This window comes from Paraburkholderia sp. RL17-368-BIF-A (assembly GCF_046054045.1).
Taxonomy (GTDB): Bacteria; Pseudomonadota; Gammaproteobacteria; order Burkholderiales; family Burkholderiaceae; genus Paraburkholderia; species Paraburkholderia graminis.
The window spans coordinates 29,402-48,064 of the sequence record NZ_JARESN010000011.1 but is presented as its reverse complement, the minus strand read 5'-3'; the positions used below and the strand labels follow the sequence as shown (position 1 = coordinate 48,064).

Here is an 18,663-nt window from a genome sequence, read left to right as displayed (position 1 = left end):
GAGTCAGTGGGGACTCAGCGTGAAGCGCTGACGAGCGGCTGCAACTGCGGCAGGATCTCAGTCGTGGCGCGCGCCACGTCGTTCGGGAAGTCGATTTCGATCCACGGCGCGCCGGTCACGTCGGCCGTATCGAACACCTGGCTGCGCTCGAGCAGCAGGTCGCGCACGGCTTCCTCGTGCGGCAGGTTGGCCCGGCCGCTGTCGACATAACCCGCGACGATTTCCGCAAAGCGCCGCGCGGTTTCTTCGCGGAAACGGAAGAAGCCCACCGACTCGCCAATCGTGTCGTACTCAAGATTCACGGCAAGCTGCTTGCGCAACTCGACCGGCACGCCGTCTTTCAGACACAGTTTGACGGGCTCGTCGCCGGCTTCAAAGTCGCGGTCGATCAACAGACGGTTGACCGTTTCGCCCGCGACCAGCGCGGCCAGGATGCGCTCGTCGTAGAGCACGTCGGCGTCCATCAGCAGGACGTCGCCGCCACGCGTGAGCGCCTCGGCCACCGTGTGCACCGTCAGCACGCTGCCCAGGTCATAGCGCGTGTTCAGCACGGTTTCGACCGGGTGCGGCCAGTTGATGCGCGCCAGTTCTGCTTGCACCGACTCGGGCTGAAAGCCGAGCGCCAGCACGACTTCGGTCACGCCGGCGGTTTCGAGCATCTGCAGATGCCGCTCGAGCAGGCTCATGCCGTCGAACTGCAACAGGCATTTCGGGAACTGGGCTTCCGGCGGTTGCTGGAGACGCAGGCCGAGGCCCGCAGCGAGAATGATGGCACGCATGCGCGGTCCTTTGAAAAGATACGGAGTTTAATCGACAGCGGGAACGCGCCCAAGGGCACGCCGCCTTTGCCAGCTTCTTTCGCTGAAGTGCAAAACCAGCAGACCCGGCAAGCCTAGCAGGATTTCGCGCGCGCGCTTGGTCAGCGAGAGCGCGAGCGCCGCGTCCGGCGGCAAGCCGACCAGCGGCGCGAGCAGCAGATAACCGCCTTCCTGCACGCCGAGCGAGCCTGGAATCATGAAAGCCGCGCCGCGAATCGCCTGGCCCAGGCTTTCGAGCAGCAGCGCGTCGACCCAGTCGACGGGATGGCCAAGAAAGCGCAGCGCGAGCCACACTTCCACCGTGCCGACGATCCAGCCGGCGAGGCTGAGCGCGAAGCTCGCCGCGACCCGGCCGCGCTCGCGGTACATGGCCTGCACGGCGGCGTCGACGGCTTCGGCGCGGTTCATCAGCCCGGACCAGTCGCGCTTGCCGAACACTTTCGACAGTACGCCGAGCAGCCGGCCGAACAGTCCGCGCCGCTGCGCATAGTAAAAGCCGACGATCATGCCGCCGAGCACCGCCGTTGCGATCCACGTCGCGGTTTGCAGGTCGTGCAGCGCGCCGTGCGCGGCATAGGCGCCGAACGTCAGCAGCCCGAACAGCGCGAAGATGATTTGCGCGAGCGCCTGAGCCGTCGTGCTCACGGTGATGGCCGCGGCCGCGTCGCGCATGCGCATGCCGCGCTGCGACAGTTGCCGAACCATCACCACAGGCCCGCCGATCTGGCCGGCCGGCAGCAGGCTGTTCACGGATTCGCCGATCCAGCGGGCGAACAGCGCGTCGCGCACTGCAAGGTGCTGCTGCGGATGAGGCGCCCGCTCGCGGCCACGCGGCAACAGGACGGAGATCGCGACCGCGTCGAGTGCGAGCGGCACGACGTGAAACGCCGCGACGAGCGCGAGCCCCCAGCCGGCCGCGAGCAGCGTCGAGGCGACCGAACCGAAACCCTGCCATGCGAGCAGGCCGACAAACAGCGCCGTCCCGATCGACAGCAGAATCAGGGCCGCGCGAGTCATGCGCGGTCCTTGCGAGTACCGCGGGTATTCGCCTGAGTCATTTGACGAAACACCTGGCGGAAGCCGAAATAAGCAATCGCGTCTTTCATGTTGGAAATCAAACGGCGCCACGGACGCATGTTCGGGTCCGTGACGTATTCAAACGTGAGCGATACGCGCATTTCATTCGGGCCGGCCGGCGTGATGCGATGGCGCAGCTTGTCGCCGTCGAAAAACACGAGGCCGCCCGGCGGAATTTGCACTGAGCCGGGTTGGTCCGGCACATCGGGATTGCGCGTATGCAATTCATAGTCGAGCCGGCACGACGATTCGTCGATCACGCCGAGCAGCAGCGTGTAGCGGCGGCCGTCGTAGTACGAAGTGTCGTAGTGCCAGCCAATGTGATCGCCGGGCCGCGTGTAGTAATACAGGGCGTAGGCGTGCGGATCGTCCGCGGGCGACACTTGCAGCTTGTCGCCGCTCAGTTGTTCGAGCCAGCCGATCAGCTCTTTCGAGCGATACAGTTCGGCGATAAACGGCGCGAGGCGGTCGATCGTATGACGGCTCACGCTGCCGCCCTGCTTGTGGCCCGGCAGATAGTTGCGGTTGACTTCGTCGAGCAGCGCACGCGCGCTGTGTACGAGCTGCGCGGTGACTTCGGGCGCGAGGAAGTCCTCCATGTAGAGGAACGCGCCCTGATCGGCGAAGTCCTTGCGCAGCCGCGGAGTGTCGAATGCGCGCGTGCGGCTCGCGACGGCACGGTCGGCGTCCGGCGCTGCCGGGGCTGCGGGAACTGCCGGGGCTATGTCCAGCGCAGCCGCGGCGTGTTGTTCGGGAATCGATGCGCTCACGTCGTCTTCGGCGTGTGTACTCATTTGCCTGCCCACGCCTGAGTCGTTTCGGTGGCAGCCGCAGCCGCCGCGGACGGCTGCGCCGTGCGGCGCACCACGCGCCAGTAGTCGATCATGACCCACACCGCGAAGAGCGGCGCGCCGATCGACGCGGCGACGACGAACGGCATCGTCACACTCGTCAACGTGACGATGGGCAGCAGATACAGTACGTCTTCGGTCTCGAAGCCGCCGACGGCCGCCTGCTTCGTGCCCGCCTTGCCCGCCATTTCCTCGATACGCATGCGCAGAAAGAAAATCAGCGCGACCGCGACGCCCGCGACGGCGCCAAGCCAGCCGGCATCCACGGTGAAGCCGCCGAGATTCGACGCGCCTGCGCCGATACCCATGCCCATGAACAGCATGACGGTGACGAGCGCGTCCGAAGCCAGGTCGTAAAAATGACCGATCCGGCTCGTCTTGCCGCTGATGCGCGCAAGCTCGCCGTCGGTGTGATCGACAAAGTTTGAGAGCACGATCAGCACCGCGCCCGCATTGGCCCATGCGAAGCCGCCGCGCGCGAGGCACAGCGCGCCTGCGACGCCGATCAACAGACGCAGCGTAGTCAGATGATTGGGCGAAACACGCGTGTTCACGAGCGGAGTCACGAGCCGGCGGGCCAGCCGCGCGTCCCAGGTCCTGGGCGGCGGCACATTAATTGGAGTGTGCGGTGTTGAATTCATAACCCGGAAATATATACGGGATCGCGAAAGATTGCTTTCTTCGCGTCAGTTTCTTTGCGGTTTATGCGGCTCGCTAATCGTTTGCTAATCGTTTGCGGATCGGTTGCCGGTAATTTGCCAATGCTTTGTCGACGACTTGCGATGATTTGTCACCTACCGCGAATGAAGCAGGATTTGCCGAACCGCGATAAAGTGCGAGTCCTGCTGGGCCGGCCTCGCGCGATCGCACCGATGCGCAACGTCTTCGCGAGCTGCCTGCTCTGAGTTTATCGCCGCGCCGCGCGTTGTAGACACGCTACATCGACACTATATCGACACTACATCGCGCCAGATCGACTATGCCGCCGTCCGTGCCATGAAACGCTTTTTTTCTTCTTCCGTATCGCGTGCCTTATGCCGCGCCGTCTTCGCTATCGCGGCCGGCGCGCTGCCGCTCGCCGTGCATGCCGCCGCGCTCGACGCGCCGCTCGCCTGCAATGAAACCGGCCATCAGTTCATCGCCGATCTGGCCGGGCAGCAACTGATCGATCCGAAACCGACGCGGGTCGAAAGCAATTCGATCAACGCATTCTCTCCCGCGCAAGGCGCAGACCTCAGCGCATTCGGATTTCACGTTTTCGCGGTGGTCGGCTACGAAAAGGACGACCCGATGTTCCGCGTGGGAGACGGCGAGCCGGTCGCGCGCTCGGCCTATGGCGTGGTCGTGTTCGGGAGCGAATCGAAGGTGAAGAACGCGGTGACGTCGGCCGGCGGGACGGCGATCGTGCACCGCGTGGCGCCGCTCATCACGGCGATCTTCTGCAAGCGGAGCTGAGGCGGCGCATGGGCGCCCCGCGCATGGGCGCCCCGCGCATGGGCGCCCCGCGCATGGGCGATTCGATGCAGGCGCGCGCCGCCTCGGGTGCGAGAGTTACAGCTTGATCGACGTCGGATCGGCCGTCAGATAGCCGACCGTCGCGCCGAAGCGGTCCTTATAGTTGGCGCGCACGAGCGGATCGAGCGTCGCTTTGACCTTGTCGTGCAGCGGACTTTCCCAATCGCCGACGTGCTGGAAGTTGCTCATCACGTAGGTCCAGCCGTTGATTTCATCGACCGCGTGCAGGCCTGTCGATTCCGCGCCGGCCGGACATGACAGCACGCGCGAGAGCGTCTTCGTGTCGACGTTGTACGCCCACAGGAAGTTGTTCACGTGCATGCCGCTGTCCTCGCCGATGAACAGCGTGCGCAGCTTCTCCGAAAACTTGAGGTTGTCCGGGTTCGCGATGCGCTCGGGATTCGCGGTGTTGCCCAGCGCATCCGCCGTGGAGAGATCCTCGCCGACGAGCGCCGCGGGCGCCGCCATGTCGACCGGCACCCACTCGCTATTGATCGCGCCGCCGCTGCGGTCGAGCTGGCCGCCCTTCATGTTCAGCGCGTAGACCGCGCCGGCGCTGATGGTTTTGTCGACCGCGACATCCGTCGATGCCGCATTGCCGCGCACCATCGACTTCTCGATACGCGACATCGCCGAATACAGCACCTTGTCCTTGATATTGACGGTCGTCCCTTCGAGTTTCGTGAAGCCCATGCTCCCGCCGGCAAGCGCCGCGTAGCGATGCGTCTCCAGGAAGGTCGCGGCCTTGTTCATGCCCGGCTTCACGCGAATCCAGTTGAACGTGCCGTTGAAATTGATCTTCGTGTACGACGGGTCGGCGGGATCGGCGGTCTTGACGTCCATGATGTCGGCCGCGGTCAGCGTGTTCGCGAGCGACTCGATTTCGCTGCTCGTCGCGTGGCCCAGGTTGATCCACGACAGCGTCGCCGCGCCCGCGCCGCTCGACGACACCTGCGTCCATTTCGCGACGTACAGCGTGCCCGCCGACAGGTCCGCTTCGCGGTCCGCGATGAACATGAAGAGGCCGCCGTTGGTGGCGTCGTCGCCCATCAGCACGGTGCGCTTGTCCGGCATTACCTGAACCAGTTCGTGCGAGATGCGGCCAAGGCAGTAATGTTTCTTGATGCTGCCGGTGCCGTCGGGATTCACGGTCACTTCAGGCAAATGGCCGTAGTGATACGGATTCGCCGCGGTGTCGCTGCCGTACAGGTTGCGGCTAAAGCCCTTGAACTGGCTATTGGAAGAGATCGTCGCCGCGTCCGGCTCGTACTCTTCGCTCGACAAATGCGTATTCCACGGCGACAGGCTTGCGCCGCACGTGATCCACAAGCCATGCACCTTCGACGTATCCACGTTGTGATAGCCGACCAGCGTGAGCTTGCCGGTCGCCTGGTCCTGGTCGAGCGTGAGCACGGCAATCGGCGACGGCAACTGGCCGTACATCGACACGAGACTCTGATCGCGCGTGGCGTATTCGAATTGCACGACAGCGAACACCGCCTTGCCCTTGATGCCCTTGACCGTGGGATTGTCGAGGCGAATCAGCGAGCTGCCGTCCGGGCAATCGGAATAGAACTGGCGCTCCTTGCCGGCCACGGATTGATCGACGATCGGCTGATTGTTGATGTCGACGTAGCCGCCCGCGAGAATCGTCCCGCCCTGAATGTTCGGCACCATGTCGCCGGTGATGAAAAACGGCTGATACGACAACTTGAACGCGCGGCTGCTGCCGTCGCTCAACTGCACCGTCAGCGTGGAGGCGACCGTGGTCTTTGCCATCGCCGCGGGGTCGGCCAGCGTCGGCGCGGCCATCGAACTGAAAGCCGCCGACACGAAGTTGGCAACCGGTTTGACTGTCGTCGCGAGATCGTTGCTGCTGCCTCCGCAGGCGCTCAACATGGACGCGGTGGCGAGGCCGCCTAACGGCAGCATCGGTACACCGGCAAACAGTTTCAGGGCCTTGCGGCGGGAGAGATCGAACGGCTCTGCCATGTTGTCGTAATCCTGGTTGTGGTGGCGTGGGTTAACTCACAGCCGGCACGGCCCGGATCGAAACCATGGTTCACGCTCGCGCCGCTATGACGCGAGGATTCTATGAAGCGAATGTGAAAGTATATTGACAGCCGTTGGTAATACTTGCGGCGCCTACCCTGCGCTGCTCATTCCTTTGCGAGCGGGATTTTCAGCCAGGACGGCGGAATTCGTTTTCGACCCACGCCGAAGCGCTCGCCTTGCTCAGCTTGAAATTCGGCGCGACCTGCACTTGCGCGAGCTGCTCGCCGAAAGTGTCGAGCGCGGTCAGCAGCGCGTACGGCTCGTCTTCGTCGGGGACGATGTCGAGCGTGATGTCGAGTTCGTCGTTGCCGTCCGCGCTCGGCACACGTACGGCCTTGTGAAGCTGCGCGCGCAACTGCTGCTCATGACGGCGCAATACTTCCGACGCGGTTTTGACGAGCGTGTTGAATGCGCCGGTGTCGAGCGGCTTCGGGTCTTTCTTGTTGCGGCCCATCGTCCACGGGCCGACGAGCGCGGGTTCCGCTTCGCCGTCCTTGATCATTGCGACGGCCCAGCCTTCGTCGTCTTCGTTCTTGATGACGCGCGCGGTCCAGCCGTCGTCGCGCCAAAGACGGTCTTCGTGGACCACGTCCAGTTCGCCTTCGAGTTGCGCGGCGTCCGGTGCGGACGAGCCTTCCGTCGTGGAAAGAGCAGGATCGGACGATGGAAGGTTGGGGTCGGTCATTGCAGGTTCACTCACTTTCGCTGGACTAGTACACATGTCGAGCCTGCAATTCTACCTGCCTTGAGCGCGCGGAACGCCGCACTATGACGAACGGACAAGTCGAAGCGGGCATCTGGCGATTTGCGCGGCCGCTTGTAAAGCCTCTATAAAAGCCGCTCAAAAACGCAGCGACGTATCAGCTTGTAACGGAAGTGACGGCGCGAATGCGTGCTGGGTATACTCGGGCGTCCGCCTTTTGCTCGCGATTGAAATCGTGCTTGCAGCATGATTGTCAAACCGGCGAAGAGCGGCTTTGTCGCGAAGCGTGCATTGCGTTGGCCGCTGCATTAGCCAGCGCATTGATTAGCGCACGGCGCACGTCATGCTTCGCCCGCCCCCAAGTTCCCGCGCCCGACCACGGACGCCGACGACATCGCCATGAAACGAATCTTTCTGCTCGCTTCCACCACCGCTGTCATTGCGACACTCGCGGCTTGCGGCTCGTCCAGCGGACCTTCCGCGCGCGACCCGTCGCAGCCCATGATCTATGTGTCCTCGCAGCGCGCGCCCGCGTACGTCGCGAGTTGCCTCGAAAGCCGTTTGTCGCGAGTGCGTCTGTCGCGCGTCGGCACCGCGACCGAAATCGCAGTCGGCTCCGACTCGAACAATTCGTACTTCGTCACGCTGACGCCGTCGAACGCCGGCTCCGTCATCAAGGTGATGCATCCGGCCAATGCGCCCGACGATCCGCCGGAACCGGAAATGCGCTTTAACATTGCGCGATGCGCGACGTGAGGTTTGTGCGAGGCATGCTCGTTCTCATGTGATGCGCGCATGACTCGCGCTTCACGCGCCATGCCGGGACATGAACTTTTAGTTCGGCGTCCCGGCTATTTTTTTGGGCGCGCATCTGCGAACATAGCCGCCCTTTCTTCTTCACGCGGCGCGGCGCGCCACTCATTCCGATGGCATCCAGCAACGCACATCACGCAACCGGTTTCGCGGCCGGCGCCATTGCCGCGGCGCTCGTCATGCACACGGGCGGCGGCCACGACGGCCTGTTTTATCTCGGCGTACTGATGAGCTTTATCGCGGGCGTCGCGGGAAGCACGGCGCCCGACTGGCTCGAAGTCGCCTGGTGGTCGCGCAAACGCAAGCTGTGGATCACGCACCGTACGTTGACGCACTGGGGCATCGGCTGGATCGCATTGCTCGCGGTTTCATACTTCCAGCTCGGGCACTCCATCTATGCGGCGGCCGCCTTCGGCTTCGCATGCGGCGGACTGATGCATCTGCTCGCCGACTGGCCGAACCCGCTCGGAGTACCGTGGATCGCCGGACGGCATTCGTTGAACCTATGGAATAGCGGACATTGCGACCTGATCGTGGTCGCCGCTTCATGGGCCGCGGCCTGGTTTATCGGGCGACATGTGGGGCTGCCGGGCATGCGCGAACTCGATCTGCTGAAGCATTTGCGGTTCTAGCGGCGGGCTTGCCGAACGCGCATCGAAGCGCCGCTCGGCTCACGCGTCCCCCCACGCTGTTTAACGCATCGCTGCAGCATAGTTGGCCGGCGTAACACCGAGCAGGCGCACGAAAGCCCGCGTCATGTGACTCTGATCGGCGAAGCCGGCCGCAGCCGCCGCGTCGGCAAGCGATACGCCGCGCGCTATCAATTGCCGCGCCAGCACCACGCGCCGTTGCATCCGGTACGCGTGCGGCGGCAAGCCCGTTTCGTGCGCGAAAGCTCGCAGTAACTGAAAGCGGCTGATGCCCGCTTCATCGGCGAGATCGGCGAGTGTGAGGGGCGCGGCGGGGTCGTCGTCGATGCGTGCTTTCGCGTGCGCGATAGTCGCAACCGAACTCGTGCCCAACATACGCGCATGACCGGTTGCCCGACAGGTTGCATGCGCGGACAGCAAATGCGCGACCAACTCGACCAGCGCCTGTTCACACGCGAGATCGTCACGCGCGGAAGGCTGCACGGCCATCGCAAACAATCGTTCGAACAAATGCTTGAGCAGCGGATCGTGCGCGACCGGCTGCGTGAGCTCGACCTCGCGGGCTTCGGTCGCGTTCAGTTCGGCTGCGGCGCTGATGAGCATCGACGGCTCGAAATACAGCATGTGCCACGCGCGGCCGCGCTCGTCGAGCGGACTGCCGTCGTGCACTTCGCCGGGGTTGACCATGATCGCGTCGTTCATGCGCGCTTCGACGGGACCGCGGCCGCTCGCCGACTTATGTCCGCCGCTGACGATCACGCCCACGCCGAACCGGTCATGCGAATGACGCGGAAACGCGCGCGCGGTTTCGGCGACGGTCGCCTCGACGCCGGCAATCGCGCAACGGGGCATGTGGACGCGGCCACGCGTCCCGTCGCGCGCCGGCATCAGCGCCGCCCTTCGTCGCCGCGCTCGCCTTCGCGGACCTTGCCTTGCGAGACGCTGCTGCCGGGCGGCACGCTATGCGTGAGCCACACATTGCCGCCGATCACCGAGCCGCGCCCGATCGTCACGCGTCCGAGAATGGTCGCGCCGGCGTAGATCACGACGTGGTCCTCGACGATAGGATGCCGCGCATTGCCTTTGATGAGCGTGCCGTCGACATCGGCGGCAAAGCTCTTCGCACCGAGCGTCACCGCCTGGTACACGCGCACGTGCTCGCCGATGATCGCCGTTTCGCCGATCACGACGCCCGTGCCGTGGTCGATGAAAAAACTCGGGCCGATCGTCGCGCCTGGGTGAATGTCGATGCCGGTCGCGGAGTGCGCGATCTCGTTGATGAAGCGCGCGAGCAACGGCACGCCGAGACGATGCAGCGCATGCGCGAGACGATGATGCGTCATCGCCCATACGCCCGGATAGCAAAGCAGAATTTCGGTGATGTGCTGCGCGGCCGGGTCGCCGGTGAACGCGGCCTGAATGTCGCTGACAAGCAGCGCGCGAATGCCCGGCAACTGCGTGCCGAACTGGCGAGCCACTTCGAAGGCGCGCTCGCGCAACTCGGCCTCCGGCGTTTGCGCGTGTTCCGGCAGAAATCGCAGCGCACGGCGAATCTGTTCGGCGAGCAAACGCAAGGTGCTTTCTAACGTATGGCCGACGTAGTAGTCGACGGTTTCGTCAGTCAGATCGGGCGCGCCATAGTGCGTGGGAAACAGCGCGGCACGCAAGCCGGCGACGATGCCGACCACCGCTTCGCGTGACGGCAACTCGCGAATGCCGAGCGGATGCCGCGTGCGATGCAGTTCTTCACGCGACGCGCGCAAGTCCGCGACGATTTGTTCGAGGCCCCAGTTCTGGGAAGGCACATTAGGCATAAACGGACAGCGCCGTGCGGCGAGCACGGTATCGAGTGATTGTCCCGAGAGATTACCGCGTTTTGCGCGGGCTCGCGCAGCATTGCGCGAAGCGCGAGTGCGGGTGCAAGTCCAGGCGCAAGTGCCCGCCTAGATGGTCACGCTGCTCGCGTCGATCCAGCGCACGGCCCAATCGCGCGCATGGGCGATGGCCGTGGCTTCGTCGGGGAAGCAAAGGTCGGTTGGAAAAAAACGGTTGGCGACGAGTTCGCCGTCGCTCGAGCGCGAGATGACCACGTAAGGCTGCCACTTGCCATCGCCGGCGCGCGCCGGTGCGCAATTTAACAAATAGCCGCGATGTGTGAATGCAGCATCAAAGTGCATATGTCACCCGCCCTGACGGCCCCGTAGAATGTTTTAAGTAAGCCCGCGTTCATCGCGCCGCGTTTGCAAACAGCGGCAGCAATTCCACGCCGGAGTATGATCATACTCTGTAGAAAATGCGCGTTCATTAAAAAAAACGAAAGACGCGCGAACGCAATCGCCCTGCAAAAGGAACGGACCTTGCTCTCGGGGACCTCACTTCCTGAAAGGAGAATGCATATGAACAGCGCTATCGACAATTCCGCAGACGCGCCCAAAGCAACCGTCAAAAGCCACTCATGCAGCGCGGAACTGTATAACGACCGCACGCACGACAGCACCGTGGACACCGACGGCAAGAACCACGAAGCCGCGCGCATTGCGGGTCAAAGCCCCATTGCCGTCGACGAAATCACGACCAGCAACGCGACGCTCGTCAACAGCGTGGCGGAAGCGCTCGACGGCATGGCGGGATTCGACAGCCGGGTCGGCGGCAATCATCTGCTGCTTGCGCTCGAGCCTGGCTATACCGTCGTCGACAAAGGCATGGTCGAGCCGCAGGGAATCCATTCCGCAGAGGATCTCTTCGACTATTCGCGTGCGGGCGAGAATCGCGGTGAACGCGGCCGCATCCATTATGCCCTTAATCATTTGCGGCCTACGCGCGTGATCGAAATACATCGAGTTAGATAATCATGTGGTTTGCGCGCGTGTTTGAATCACGGCGATGAAGCCGAGTGGCCCGGACATAACAGCGCGCACGCCGTTTAAATAGCAATGCGCGCTTTTTATCGGATGTCTTCGATTACAAACCGGTGGTTGCGAGACCTGCTCGCCGCCGGGCGTTTTTCTGCCATGCGGCCCGGTGCACAATCGGCGCACATCAACTCGACGGAGCGGTAAATGAAAAAGATCCTCGTGATCGGCGCCACCGGCACACTCGGCCAGGCAGTGAGCGCGGAGCTGAAGGCTCGGCATGAAGTCATCGAAGTGGGCGCGACGCGCGGCCAGTATCAGGTGGACAGCACCGACCCTGCGAGCGTCGAGCGGCTCTTTCGCGAGATCGGCAAGGTGGATGGCGTGGTCACGGCCATCGGCAAAGTGCATTTCGGACCGCTGCCGCAAATGACGAGCGAGCAGTTCTGGGTCGGCCTGCGCGACAAGCTGATGGGACAGATCAACGTCGTGCTCGCAGGGCAGAACTATGTGAACGACGGCGGCTCGTTCACGCTGACGAGCGGCATTCTCGCCGACGAGCCGATCCGCGAAGGCGCGAATGCGACGACCGTCAATCTCGCGCTGGAAGGTTTCGTGCGAGGCGCGGCGATCGAACTGCCGCGCGGTATTCGCATCAATGTCGTGAGCCCGACAGTGCTGAGCGAATCGATGGAAAGCTATGCGCCGTACTTCCGCGGCTTCGAGCCGGTCACCGCGCAACGCGCCGCGCAAGCGTATCTGCGCAGCGTGGAAGGCGCGCAAACGGGGCGCGTTTATCGCGTCGGCGAATAAGCCTCGCGTGTGGGCCCACCTGTGAGCCGCGCGCGATGCGCGGCTCCGCTCAATGCTTCTGCTCCTTCACGCGCGAGACGATCTGCGTCGGGCTCACGAACTGCAGCGCGATCAACACCCAGATCAGCGTGATCGCCATGTAGATCATCGCCATCGCGTCGATGGATTGCGGCGCGCGCACGCCCGTTGAAAACACCGCGTAGTACAACGCGACCACAAGCGTTTGCGTCGCGGGCCCAGCAGTGAAAAACGTCAGCTCGAACATGCCGATGGTCCGCACCAGCACGAGCAGCGCGGCGGCAAGCATGCCGGGCACGAGCAGCGGCAGCAGCACGTAGCGGAAATAGCGGAATGTGTTGGCGCCGAAGATGCGCGCCGCCGCTTCCAGATTCGGATCGATCTGTTCGATGAATGGCGTCATCACCAGAATCACGAACGGCAGCGCGGGCACGAGGTTCGCGAGTATCACGCCGCTTAGCGTGCCGGCGAGGCCGACCTTGTACATCACGGTCGCCATAGGAATACCGTAAGTGACGGGCGGCACCATCAACGGCAACAGGAATATCAGCATCGCGAGGCGCTTGCCGGGAAACTGCACGCGCGCAAGCGCATAGGCCGCGGGCACGCCGAGCAGCACTGACAGCAGCACGACCGCGCCGACCACTTCGACCGTCACCCACAGCACGCTCGCCAGTTGAAAATCGCTCCACGCCTGCGCATACCAATGCAGCGTGAAGCCTTGCGGCAGCAAGGTGCCGAACCAGCGCGTCGCGATCGAGTTGACCGCCACCGTCGCGATCAGCAGCACGACGTTGACGAGGAAGAACACCATCGCGCCCCACACGATCACGCGCCACACGCGGCCCGGCACGCTCGCGCGCTGCTTCGCGCGCTTGTGGGGTTCGCGGGCGTCGTCGCCCTGCTGCGTGGATGCGGACGTGGACGTCGACCACGAGCCCGGCGCGCCGCGATGTTCGCTCGTCATCAGCCTTTGCCTCCTGTTGCCGGGCCGCTATACGACAGGCGGCGCGCGCCGAGCATCGCGACGACCACGAGCAGTTGCACGAAGCCCATCACCATCGCAATCGCCGACGCAAGCGAATAGTCGTAGCTTTCGAACGCGGCTTCGGCGGCGGCAATCGACATCACGCGCGTCGGCCCCGCTGGCGCACCCAGCAGCACCGCCGACGGAAACACCGAAAACGCCTGCACGAACGAAAGACACGCGGCCATCGTCAAGCCCGGTATCAGAAGCGGCAAATAGATGCGGCGGAACTGCTCCCACGGACTCGCGCCGAGCGTGGCCGCGGCGCTCGCGAGCGTCGGATCGATGCCGGTCACATACGAGAGCGTCAACAGGAACGCGAACGGAAAGCCGGACACGATCAGCGAAATCAGCACGCCCCAGAAGTTATGCGTGAGCCGCACTTCGCGCGTATAGAGATGCAGGCCCTGCAGCGCCTGCGGAAACCAGCCGTTGGGTCCGAAGTAGGTGAGCATGCCGTCGGCGATCAGCACGGTGCCGAGCGTGACCGGGATCACCAGCAACGTCGTCACGAACTTCTGATAACGCGAATGCCGACGCAATGCGAACGCGACCGGCACCGACACGCCGACGTTGATCAGCGTCGCCGGCACCGCGAGTTTCAGCGTGACGATGATGGTCGGCCACATCGACGTATCGGTGAAGAACGTCAGATAGTTGGCCCATGCACTGCCGCCGTTCATCGGCCTGAACGACAACGCAAGGCCGTACGCGAACGGATAGATGAACAACGCGACGATGACGAGCAGCGCCGGCGTGACGAGCCATGCCTTGCCGTCGCGCTGCCTTGCGGGAGCGGTGCGAGCGGTGGGCGAGGTCGGCGGAACGGGCGCGGGATACGTCGGCGTATTCATGGTTGTGCCGCCTCGGCGTCGTAGACGAGCGTGCGCAACGGCGGCACGCGCAGGCTGATGCGCTCGCCCTCTTCGAATTCGCCGGCCACGCGCGCCCACAATTCGCCGAACGCGGTCTTCACGCGCAGCAGCGAACTGTTGCCGCCATATTCGACGACGGTGACCAACGCATCGAACGCGTTCTCCGCGCCAGGCGCCGCGCGTTCCATGTCTTCCGGACGCAGCGCGACGCTCACGCGCTTGCTGTTGAACCCGGCCATCGGCGTGCCGATCAGACGCACGCCGTCTGCGCTCACCAGAACGCCTTCGCCTTGCGTGCCTTCGAGTGTGAATTCGGCGACATTGCGATAGCCCATGAAACGCGCGACATGCAGATTCCGCGGACGCGTGTACACCTCTTTCGGCGTCGCGACCTGCTGCACGACGCCCTCTCTCATCACGACGATGCGGTCGGCCATTGAAAGCGCTTCGTCCTGATCGTGCGTGACGTACAGCGTCGCGCGTTCGAGCTGACTGTGAATGCGCCGGATCTCCGCGCGCATTTCGATGCGCAGCTTCGTGTCGAGATTCGAAAGCGGTTCGTCCATCAGAATCAGCGGCGGCTCGATCACGATGGCGCGTGCAATCGCCACGCGCTGTTGCTGGCCGCCGGAAAGCTGTCCCGGCAACTTGCGTTCGTGGCCGACGAGCTGCACGAGTTGCAGCGCCTCACGCGCGCGCCGCATGATTTCGCTTTTGCCGACGCCGCGCATCTTCAGACCGAAGCCGACGTTGTCGAGCACGCTCATGTGCGGAAACAGCGCGTAGTTCTGAAACACCATGCCGAAGCCGCGTTTTTCCGGCGGCAATACGTCGATACGTTTGTCGTCGAGCCAGATGCCACCGCCGCTCAACGGCTGCAAGCCGGCGATGCAGTTGAGCGCCGTCGACTTGCCGCAGCCCGACGGTCCCAGCAATGCGATGAACTCGCCGCGCCGGATATCCAGATCGAGCCCTTGCAGCGCCGCGATCGACTGGCCTTCCGCATTCGTGAAACTGCGGCTCACCGAATCGAGCCGCAACTGTTCAAAGTGATGCTTCATGGCGGTTCCCTGATGCGCGCGACCGGTCACGGGTCGCGCGCGAATCGCACTGGCATGAGTGGAAGCGCGGGCTGTCCGCCGTGGCTATTTGGTTTTTTGCGCACCCACTTCCGTGTCCCACTTCTTGAAGGCCGCGACCATCGCCGCTGCATTGAGCGGCAACGCGTGCGGACGTTCCGCGAGCAGCTTGGCGTACTCGGGACGTCCGTACTTCTTCAGGACTTCCTGGCTATGCGCGGGCGCTTGTGCTTCGGTAACGCCCTTGATTGCCGGTCCCGGATAGAAGTAACCGTCGTCGTAAGTCAACGCCTGCTGCGCGGGCTCGAGCATGAAATTCATCAGCTTGTAGAGCACGTCGAGCTTTTCCTTCGGCACGCCCTTCGGAATCACCATGAAGTGCGCGTCGTTCACCCACGTCATGTTGTCGAACGCCTGCACGCGAAATTCGGCCGGCACGATGCCGAGCGCGCGCGGGTTGATGTCCCAGCCCGTCACCGTCACCGTCATGTCGCGCGTGCCCTCGCCGAGTTCTTTCATGACCGCCGACGTGCCGCCTGGATAGTACGGAATGCACTCGTTCAATTGCTTGAGGAAAGCCCAGGTCTTGTCCCAGCCGTTGATCGGGTCCTGCGGATTTTTATCGCCGAGCACATAGGGCAAGCCCATCAGAAACGTGCGGCCTGGTCCCGAGTTCGCGGGCCGCGCGTAGATGAGTTTGTCCGGGTGAGCCTTGCACCATTGCAGCAGTTGCTCGGGCGTTTTCGGCGGATCGCTGACTTTGGCCGGGTTGTATTCGAGTAGCGGTCCGGCCGGCATATACGCGACTTCGAGGCCGAAGCCTTGCGCGAGCTCCTGCATCTTGCGCGGGCCGGGCGCGTACTTGTCGAGCACGCCGGGGAACTGCGCGGCGTTATCGGGCAGCAGCTTCGTCCACAGGTTCTGTTCGATGCCGGCCGCGAGCGCGTCGGTGCCGGTCAGCACGAGGTCGATGTCCGAGCGGCCGGCCCCCTGCATCGCCTTGATCTTGCCCGGCAACTGCGGCGCGGGCGCGTTCGTGTAGGTGATATTGGCGACGAGGTTCGGGTACTTCGCCTTGAATGCCTCGAAGCCCTTTTGCGTGAGTTGAAGATCGCCGGCGACGTCGACGATATTAAGCGTGACAGGATCGGCCGCGAGCGCGGCGGACCCGAATGCGGCGCTCGCCGCGAAACATACCGACACCAGCCTGAGCGCCAACCTGTGTGAAACAGTCATTGCGTCTCCTCGCTTCTTGGTATGAGGTCCGCCGGTCGAGTGCCCCGAGCGTCTCTTTCAACCCTTGCAACATAGCGAAGCGGAACAGCCGATGTCAAGCAAATGTGCTTGCTGGCGCGTAGCACGGGATTTCGCTGTCTAAGGCCCGAAGGCCTTTGCCGTCAATGATTTGGCGAAGTTGTATAGGAGGGCAAACCCCGAGCCGCTGGTTTGTGGATGGAGGCAGCGTGCGTTTGTCAGGCAACTAGCCTGGGCAAACCATGCGCGCAGCGTTGCGGCATAGAAAGCTGAGATTGCGATCAGCCGCCGCGCGCGCCTTGCGTGTTCACATACAGCGAGTAAAGGCCGTGGCTCGCCGCCATGAAAAGCCGGTTGCGATGACGCCCGCCGAAGCACACGTTCGCGCAGCGCTCCGGCAATGCAATGTGGCCGATCGGCTCGCCTTGCGGCGTGAAGATGCGCACGCCGTCGAGTTCGTCGGTGCCCATGCCCCAACCGCACCACAGGTTCCCGTGGATGTCGACGCGAAAACCATCCGGCGTGCCTGGTCCTGCGTCGATCAGCACGCGGTTGTTCGAGAGCGCCGCGCCCTTGCCGCCGGCATCGGCATCGACGTCGAACGCGCGGATCTTGCGCGGCTCGCCCCGCGATTCGACGACATAGAGCAACGACTCGTCCGGCGAAAACGCGAGGCCGTTGGGTCCGAGTATGTCGTCGGCGACCACGCTCACTTCGCCCGACTGGCCGTCGATGCGGTACACGCAAGCCGGCAGTTCCGACTCCTGCTTCTCGCCTTCGTAGAAGCTGTCTATGCCGAACGTCGGATCGCTAAACCAGATGGAGCCGTCCGATTTGACGACCACGTCGTTCGGCGAATTGAAACGCTTGCCGCGATAACGATCCGCCAGCACGGTGATCGAGCCGTCGTATTCGGTGCGCGTGACGCGGCGCGTCAGATGCTCGCAGCTCACGAGCCGGCCTTGGCGGTCGCGCGTATGGCCGTTCGCATTATTCGACGACTGGCGGAACGTGCTGAGCGCGCCGCTCGTTTCGTCCCAGCGCAAGATGCGGTCGTTGGGGATGTCGCTCCACAGCAGATAGCGGCCGTCGCCGAACCAGACCGGTCCCTCGGACCAGCGCGCGCCCTGATACAGGCACTCGACCGACGCCGACGCCAGGATCAGCGACTTGAAGCGCGGATCGAACACGCGCACGGAAGGATCGGGATAGCGTCGGCTGTTGTCGGTCATGCTGTCTCTACGTGGATGGATTGAGCGTGGATTGAGCGGTCACGGCGCGCGCTCGTATTCTCTTTCGAGCGCGAGCAGCGTGCGCGCGGCATCGGCGATCTTCGCATGATGTTCGGGCGGCGTCGAACTGAGCAGCGGCAGCAGCGGCCCCATGTCGGCGATCTGCGCGAACGTGACCGCGTCATGCAGCACGCGGATCAGCGAGATGTCGTCGCGCAAGGTTTCGAGCGGCAGGAACGCGTCGTACAGGCGCTGCGCGGTCTCGTGGTCGCCGCTCTTCGCCGCGTGCAACAACGCGGTCACCATGCGCGGCGCGATGCAGCCGGAGCCCGTCGTCCATGCGGCGAGGCCGAACTCGCGCAGATGCACGAGCGCCGGGCGCTCGCCCATGCCCGATACGATCTTGCCCGCCGGCACATGTTGGAGCAGCCGGCGCAGATACGGATCGTCAGCGGGATTCTTGCGGACGATCGCATACTTGACCGCCAGCAACGTGCCACGCTCGACAAGCCGCGCGAGCGTCTCCACCTCCACATAGTCTTCGCTCTTGATGTACAGCGTGAGCGGAATGCCCGCTGCATCGACGATGCGCGTCAGCCCCGCTTCGACGCCCTCCGACGTCGTGAAGCCCGCGAGCGGCAGCACCATCGCCGTGCGGCAGCGGGTCTGCGCGAGAATCCGCGCCTGATCCAGCATTTTTCCGTAGTCCGGGCCGATTGCGGGAATCACGCGCGTGTCGTCGCTCGTGCTCTCGGACAGCATATCCAGCAAGTCGCGATATTCGCTCACGGCAACGTGATACAGATTGGCGTTGCCGCCATAAAGCAGCGTGCGCACGCCGCCCGCCTCGATGTGGCGGATCAGCGCGGCGTTCTGAGCGGCGTCGAGTGCATGGTCCGCGCGGCGCGCCAAAGGCGGCACAGCCATGACCGACGCAGCGAGTTCGCTGTCTTCGAATGGGGATTCGTTCATGAGACGGGACGGGAGTCGAGTGGAGTGGAATGGAAACAGGCTCCCAAGGTAGCATCGGC

20 protein-coding genes are annotated in these 18,663 nt (G+C 63.8%); 5 read left to right on the top strand and 15 right to left on the bottom strand.

What is annotated here, in order from left to right:
• Positions 1–14 precede the first annotated feature (14 nt).
• Genes P0D87_RS19695 through P0D87_RS19680 form a run of 4 tightly spaced genes read right to left on the bottom strand, consistent with a single transcriptional unit; the run spans position 15 to position 3,387 of the window.
• A complete protein-coding gene (locus P0D87_RS19695) occupies positions 15–779 on the bottom strand; it encodes a phosphocholine cytidylyltransferase family protein (protein ID WP_006049628.1) in 765 nt (254 codons plus the stop codon).
• Between the two features lie 27 nt (positions 780–806).
• Positions 807–1,835 carry a lysylphosphatidylglycerol synthase domain-containing protein gene (locus tag P0D87_RS19690; protein WP_006049629.1) on the bottom strand — a complete coding sequence of 343 codons (1,029 nt, stop codon included), beginning with the start codon at positions 1,833–1,835 and terminating at the stop codon, positions 807–809.
• Positions 1,832–2,689, bottom strand: a complete 858-nt coding sequence (locus tag P0D87_RS19685; protein WP_029966840.1) for a HalD/BesD family halogenase — start codon at positions 2,687–2,689, stop codon at positions 1,832–1,834. Before P0D87_RS19685 ends, P0D87_RS19690 begins: the two co-directional genes overlap by 4 nt.
• Positions 2,686–3,387 carry a CDP-alcohol phosphatidyltransferase family protein gene (locus P0D87_RS19680; protein WP_053859967.1) on the bottom strand — a complete coding sequence of 234 codons (702 nt, stop codon included), beginning with the start codon at positions 3,385–3,387 and terminating at the stop codon, positions 2,686–2,688. The genes P0D87_RS19685 and P0D87_RS19680 overlap by 4 nt, the downstream gene beginning before the upstream one ends.
• A gap of 355 nt (positions 3,388–3,742) precedes the next feature.
• On the opposite strand from P0D87_RS19680, the gene P0D87_RS19675 reads away from it, so the two are divergent.
• Positions 3,743–4,201, top strand: a complete 459-nt coding sequence (locus tag P0D87_RS19675) for a hypothetical protein (protein ID WP_053859966.1) — start codon at positions 3,743–3,745, stop codon at positions 4,199–4,201.
• A 96-nt stretch (positions 4,202–4,297) separates the two neighbouring features.
• On the opposite strand, the gene P0D87_RS19670 is transcribed toward P0D87_RS19675, so the two are convergent.
• Positions 4,298–6,253: a PhoX family protein gene (locus tag P0D87_RS19670; RefSeq protein ID WP_053859965.1), complete on the bottom strand. Its 1,956-nt coding sequence runs from the start codon at positions 6,251–6,253 to the stop codon at positions 4,298–4,300.
• 190 nt (positions 6,254–6,443) lie between these two features.
• Entirely contained in the window at positions 6,444–7,001 is a 558-nt protein-coding gene (locus P0D87_RS19665) for an SH3 domain-containing protein (RefSeq protein ID WP_029966850.1), read from the bottom strand.
• Between the two features lie 417 nt (positions 7,002–7,418).
• Here P0D87_RS19665 and P0D87_RS19660 point away from each other — a divergent pair, with 417 nt between their 5' ends.
• Positions 7,419–7,775, top strand: coding sequence for a hypothetical protein (locus P0D87_RS19660; protein WP_053859964.1), 357 nt, complete (start codon positions 7,419–7,421; stop codon positions 7,773–7,775).
• Positions 7,776–7,945: 170 nt separating this feature from the next.
• Positions 7,946–8,464: a metal-dependent hydrolase gene (locus tag P0D87_RS19655; protein ID WP_006049636.1), complete on the top strand. Its 519-nt coding sequence runs from the start codon at positions 7,946–7,948 to the stop codon at positions 8,462–8,464.
• 60 nt (positions 8,465–8,524) lie between these two features.
• Here P0D87_RS19655 and P0D87_RS19650 read toward each other — a convergent pair whose 3' ends face one another.
• From P0D87_RS19650 to P0D87_RS19640, 3 genes are all read right to left on the bottom strand, one after another.
• Positions 8,525–9,370 (bottom strand): AraC family transcriptional regulator, encoded by an 846-nt coding sequence (locus P0D87_RS19650; protein WP_053859963.1) that lies wholly within the window; start codon positions 9,368–9,370, stop codon positions 8,525–8,527.
• Entirely contained in the window at positions 9,370–10,296 is a 927-nt protein-coding gene (gene epsC / locus P0D87_RS19645) for a serine O-acetyltransferase EpsC (protein ID WP_006049638.1), read from the bottom strand. The genes P0D87_RS19650 and epsC overlap by 1 nt, the downstream gene beginning before the upstream one ends.
• 129 nt (positions 10,297–10,425) lie before the next feature.
• Entirely contained in the window at positions 10,426–10,659 is a 234-nt protein-coding gene (locus tag P0D87_RS19640; protein WP_006049639.1) for a hypothetical protein, read from the bottom strand.
• A 219-nt stretch (positions 10,660–10,878) separates the two neighbouring features.
• Between P0D87_RS19640 and P0D87_RS19635 the strand changes: the two genes are divergently transcribed.
• On the top strand, positions 10,879–11,331 hold the full coding sequence (locus P0D87_RS19635; protein ID WP_006049640.1) for a DUF3005 domain-containing protein: 453 nt from the start codon (positions 10,879–10,881) through the stop codon (positions 11,329–11,331).
• A 210-nt stretch (positions 11,332–11,541) separates the two neighbouring features.
• On the top strand, positions 11,542–12,147 hold the full coding sequence (locus P0D87_RS19630; protein ID WP_006049641.1) for a short chain dehydrogenase: 606 nt from the start codon (positions 11,542–11,544) through the stop codon (positions 12,145–12,147).
• 49 nt (positions 12,148–12,196) lie between these two features.
• On the opposite strand, the gene P0D87_RS19625 is transcribed toward P0D87_RS19630, so the two are convergent.
• From P0D87_RS19625 to P0D87_RS19600, 6 genes are all read right to left on the bottom strand, one after another.
• Positions 12,197–13,132 carry an ABC transporter permease gene (locus P0D87_RS19625; RefSeq protein WP_053859962.1) on the bottom strand — a complete coding sequence of 312 codons (936 nt, stop codon included), beginning with the start codon at positions 13,130–13,132 and terminating at the stop codon, positions 12,197–12,199.
• On the bottom strand, positions 13,132–14,046 hold the full coding sequence (locus P0D87_RS19620; protein WP_053859961.1) for an ABC transporter permease: 915 nt from the start codon (positions 14,044–14,046) through the stop codon (positions 13,132–13,134). The genes P0D87_RS19625 and P0D87_RS19620 overlap by 1 nt, the downstream gene beginning before the upstream one ends.
• Positions 14,043–15,128 (bottom strand): ABC transporter ATP-binding protein, encoded by a 1,086-nt coding sequence (locus P0D87_RS19615; protein ID WP_006049644.1) that lies wholly within the window; start codon positions 15,126–15,128, stop codon positions 14,043–14,045. Before P0D87_RS19615 ends, P0D87_RS19620 begins: the two co-directional genes overlap by 4 nt.
• 84 nt (positions 15,129–15,212) lie before the next feature.
• Positions 15,213–16,382, bottom strand: coding sequence for an extracellular solute-binding protein (locus P0D87_RS19610; protein ID WP_053859960.1), 1,170 nt, complete (start codon positions 16,380–16,382; stop codon positions 15,213–15,215).
• A 299-nt stretch (positions 16,383–16,681) separates the two neighbouring features.
• Positions 16,682–17,632, bottom strand: coding sequence for an SMP-30/gluconolactonase/LRE family protein (locus P0D87_RS19605; RefSeq protein ID WP_053859959.1), 951 nt, complete (start codon positions 17,630–17,632; stop codon positions 16,682–16,684).
• Positions 17,633–17,671: 39 nt separating this feature from the next.
• Positions 17,672–18,604: a dihydrodipicolinate synthase family protein gene (locus tag P0D87_RS19600; RefSeq protein WP_053859958.1), complete on the bottom strand. Its 933-nt coding sequence runs from the start codon at positions 18,602–18,604 to the stop codon at positions 17,672–17,674.
• Positions 18,605–18,663 lie beyond the last annotated feature (59 nt).

What these genes read in the sequence shown, in the direction of transcription:
- P0D87_RS19695 (WP_006049628.1), bottom strand. Translation starts at nt 779, where the DNA reads ATGCGTGCCATCATTCTCGCTGCGGGCCTCGGCCTGCGTCTCCAGCAA.
- P0D87_RS19690 (WP_006049629.1), bottom strand. Translation starts at nt 1,835, where the DNA reads ATGACTCGCGCGGCCCTGATTCTGCTGTCGATCGGGACGGCGCTGTTT.
- P0D87_RS19685 (WP_029966840.1), bottom strand. Translation starts at nt 2,689, where the DNA reads ATGAGTACACACGCCGAAGACGACGTGAGCGCATCGATTCCCGAACAA.
- P0D87_RS19680 (WP_053859967.1), bottom strand. Translation starts at nt 3,387, where the DNA reads ATGAATTCAACACCGCACACTCCAATTAATGTGCCGCCGCCCAGGACC.
- P0D87_RS19675 (WP_053859966.1), top strand. Translation starts at nt 3,743, where the DNA reads ATGAAACGCTTTTTTTCTTCTTCCGTATCGCGTGCCTTATGCCGCGCC.
- P0D87_RS19670 (WP_053859965.1), bottom strand. Translation starts at nt 6,253, where the DNA reads ATGGCAGAGCCGTTCGATCTCTCCCGCCGCAAGGCCCTGAAACTGTTT.
- P0D87_RS19665 (WP_029966850.1), bottom strand. Translation starts at nt 7,001, where the DNA reads ATGACCGACCCCAACCTTCCATCGTCCGATCCTGCTCTTTCCACGACG.
- P0D87_RS19660 (WP_053859964.1), top strand. Translation starts at nt 7,419, where the DNA reads ATGAAACGAATCTTTCTGCTCGCTTCCACCACCGCTGTCATTGCGACA.
- P0D87_RS19655 (WP_006049636.1), top strand. Translation starts at nt 7,946, where the DNA reads ATGGCATCCAGCAACGCACATCACGCAACCGGTTTCGCGGCCGGCGCC.
- P0D87_RS19650 (WP_053859963.1), bottom strand. Translation starts at nt 9,370, where the DNA reads ATGCCGGCGCGCGACGGGACGCGTGGCCGCGTCCACATGCCCCGTTGC.
- epsC (WP_006049638.1), bottom strand. Translation starts at nt 10,296, where the DNA reads ATGCCTAATGTGCCTTCCCAGAACTGGGGCCTCGAACAAATCGTCGCG.
- P0D87_RS19640 (WP_006049639.1), bottom strand. Translation starts at nt 10,659, where the DNA reads ATGCACTTTGATGCTGCATTCACACATCGCGGCTATTTGTTAAATTGC.
- P0D87_RS19635 (WP_006049640.1), top strand. Translation starts at nt 10,879, where the DNA reads ATGAACAGCGCTATCGACAATTCCGCAGACGCGCCCAAAGCAACCGTC.
- P0D87_RS19630 (WP_006049641.1), top strand. Translation starts at nt 11,542, where the DNA reads ATGAAAAAGATCCTCGTGATCGGCGCCACCGGCACACTCGGCCAGGCA.
- P0D87_RS19625 (WP_053859962.1), bottom strand. Translation starts at nt 13,132, where the DNA reads ATGACGAGCGAACATCGCGGCGCGCCGGGCTCGTGGTCGACGTCCACG.
- P0D87_RS19620 (WP_053859961.1), bottom strand. Translation starts at nt 14,046, where the DNA reads ATGAATACGCCGACGTATCCCGCGCCCGTTCCGCCGACCTCGCCCACC.
- P0D87_RS19615 (WP_006049644.1), bottom strand. Translation starts at nt 15,128, where the DNA reads ATGAAGCATCACTTTGAACAGTTGCGGCTCGATTCGGTGAGCCGCAGT.
- P0D87_RS19610 (WP_053859960.1), bottom strand. Translation starts at nt 16,382, where the DNA reads ATGACTGTTTCACACAGGTTGGCGCTCAGGCTGGTGTCGGTATGTTTC.
- P0D87_RS19605 (WP_053859959.1), bottom strand. Translation starts at nt 17,632, where the DNA reads ATGACCGACAACAGCCGACGCTATCCCGATCCTTCCGTGCGCGTGTTC.
- P0D87_RS19600 (WP_053859958.1), bottom strand. Translation starts at nt 18,604, where the DNA reads ATGAACGAATCCCCATTCGAAGACAGCGAACTCGCTGCGTCGGTCATG.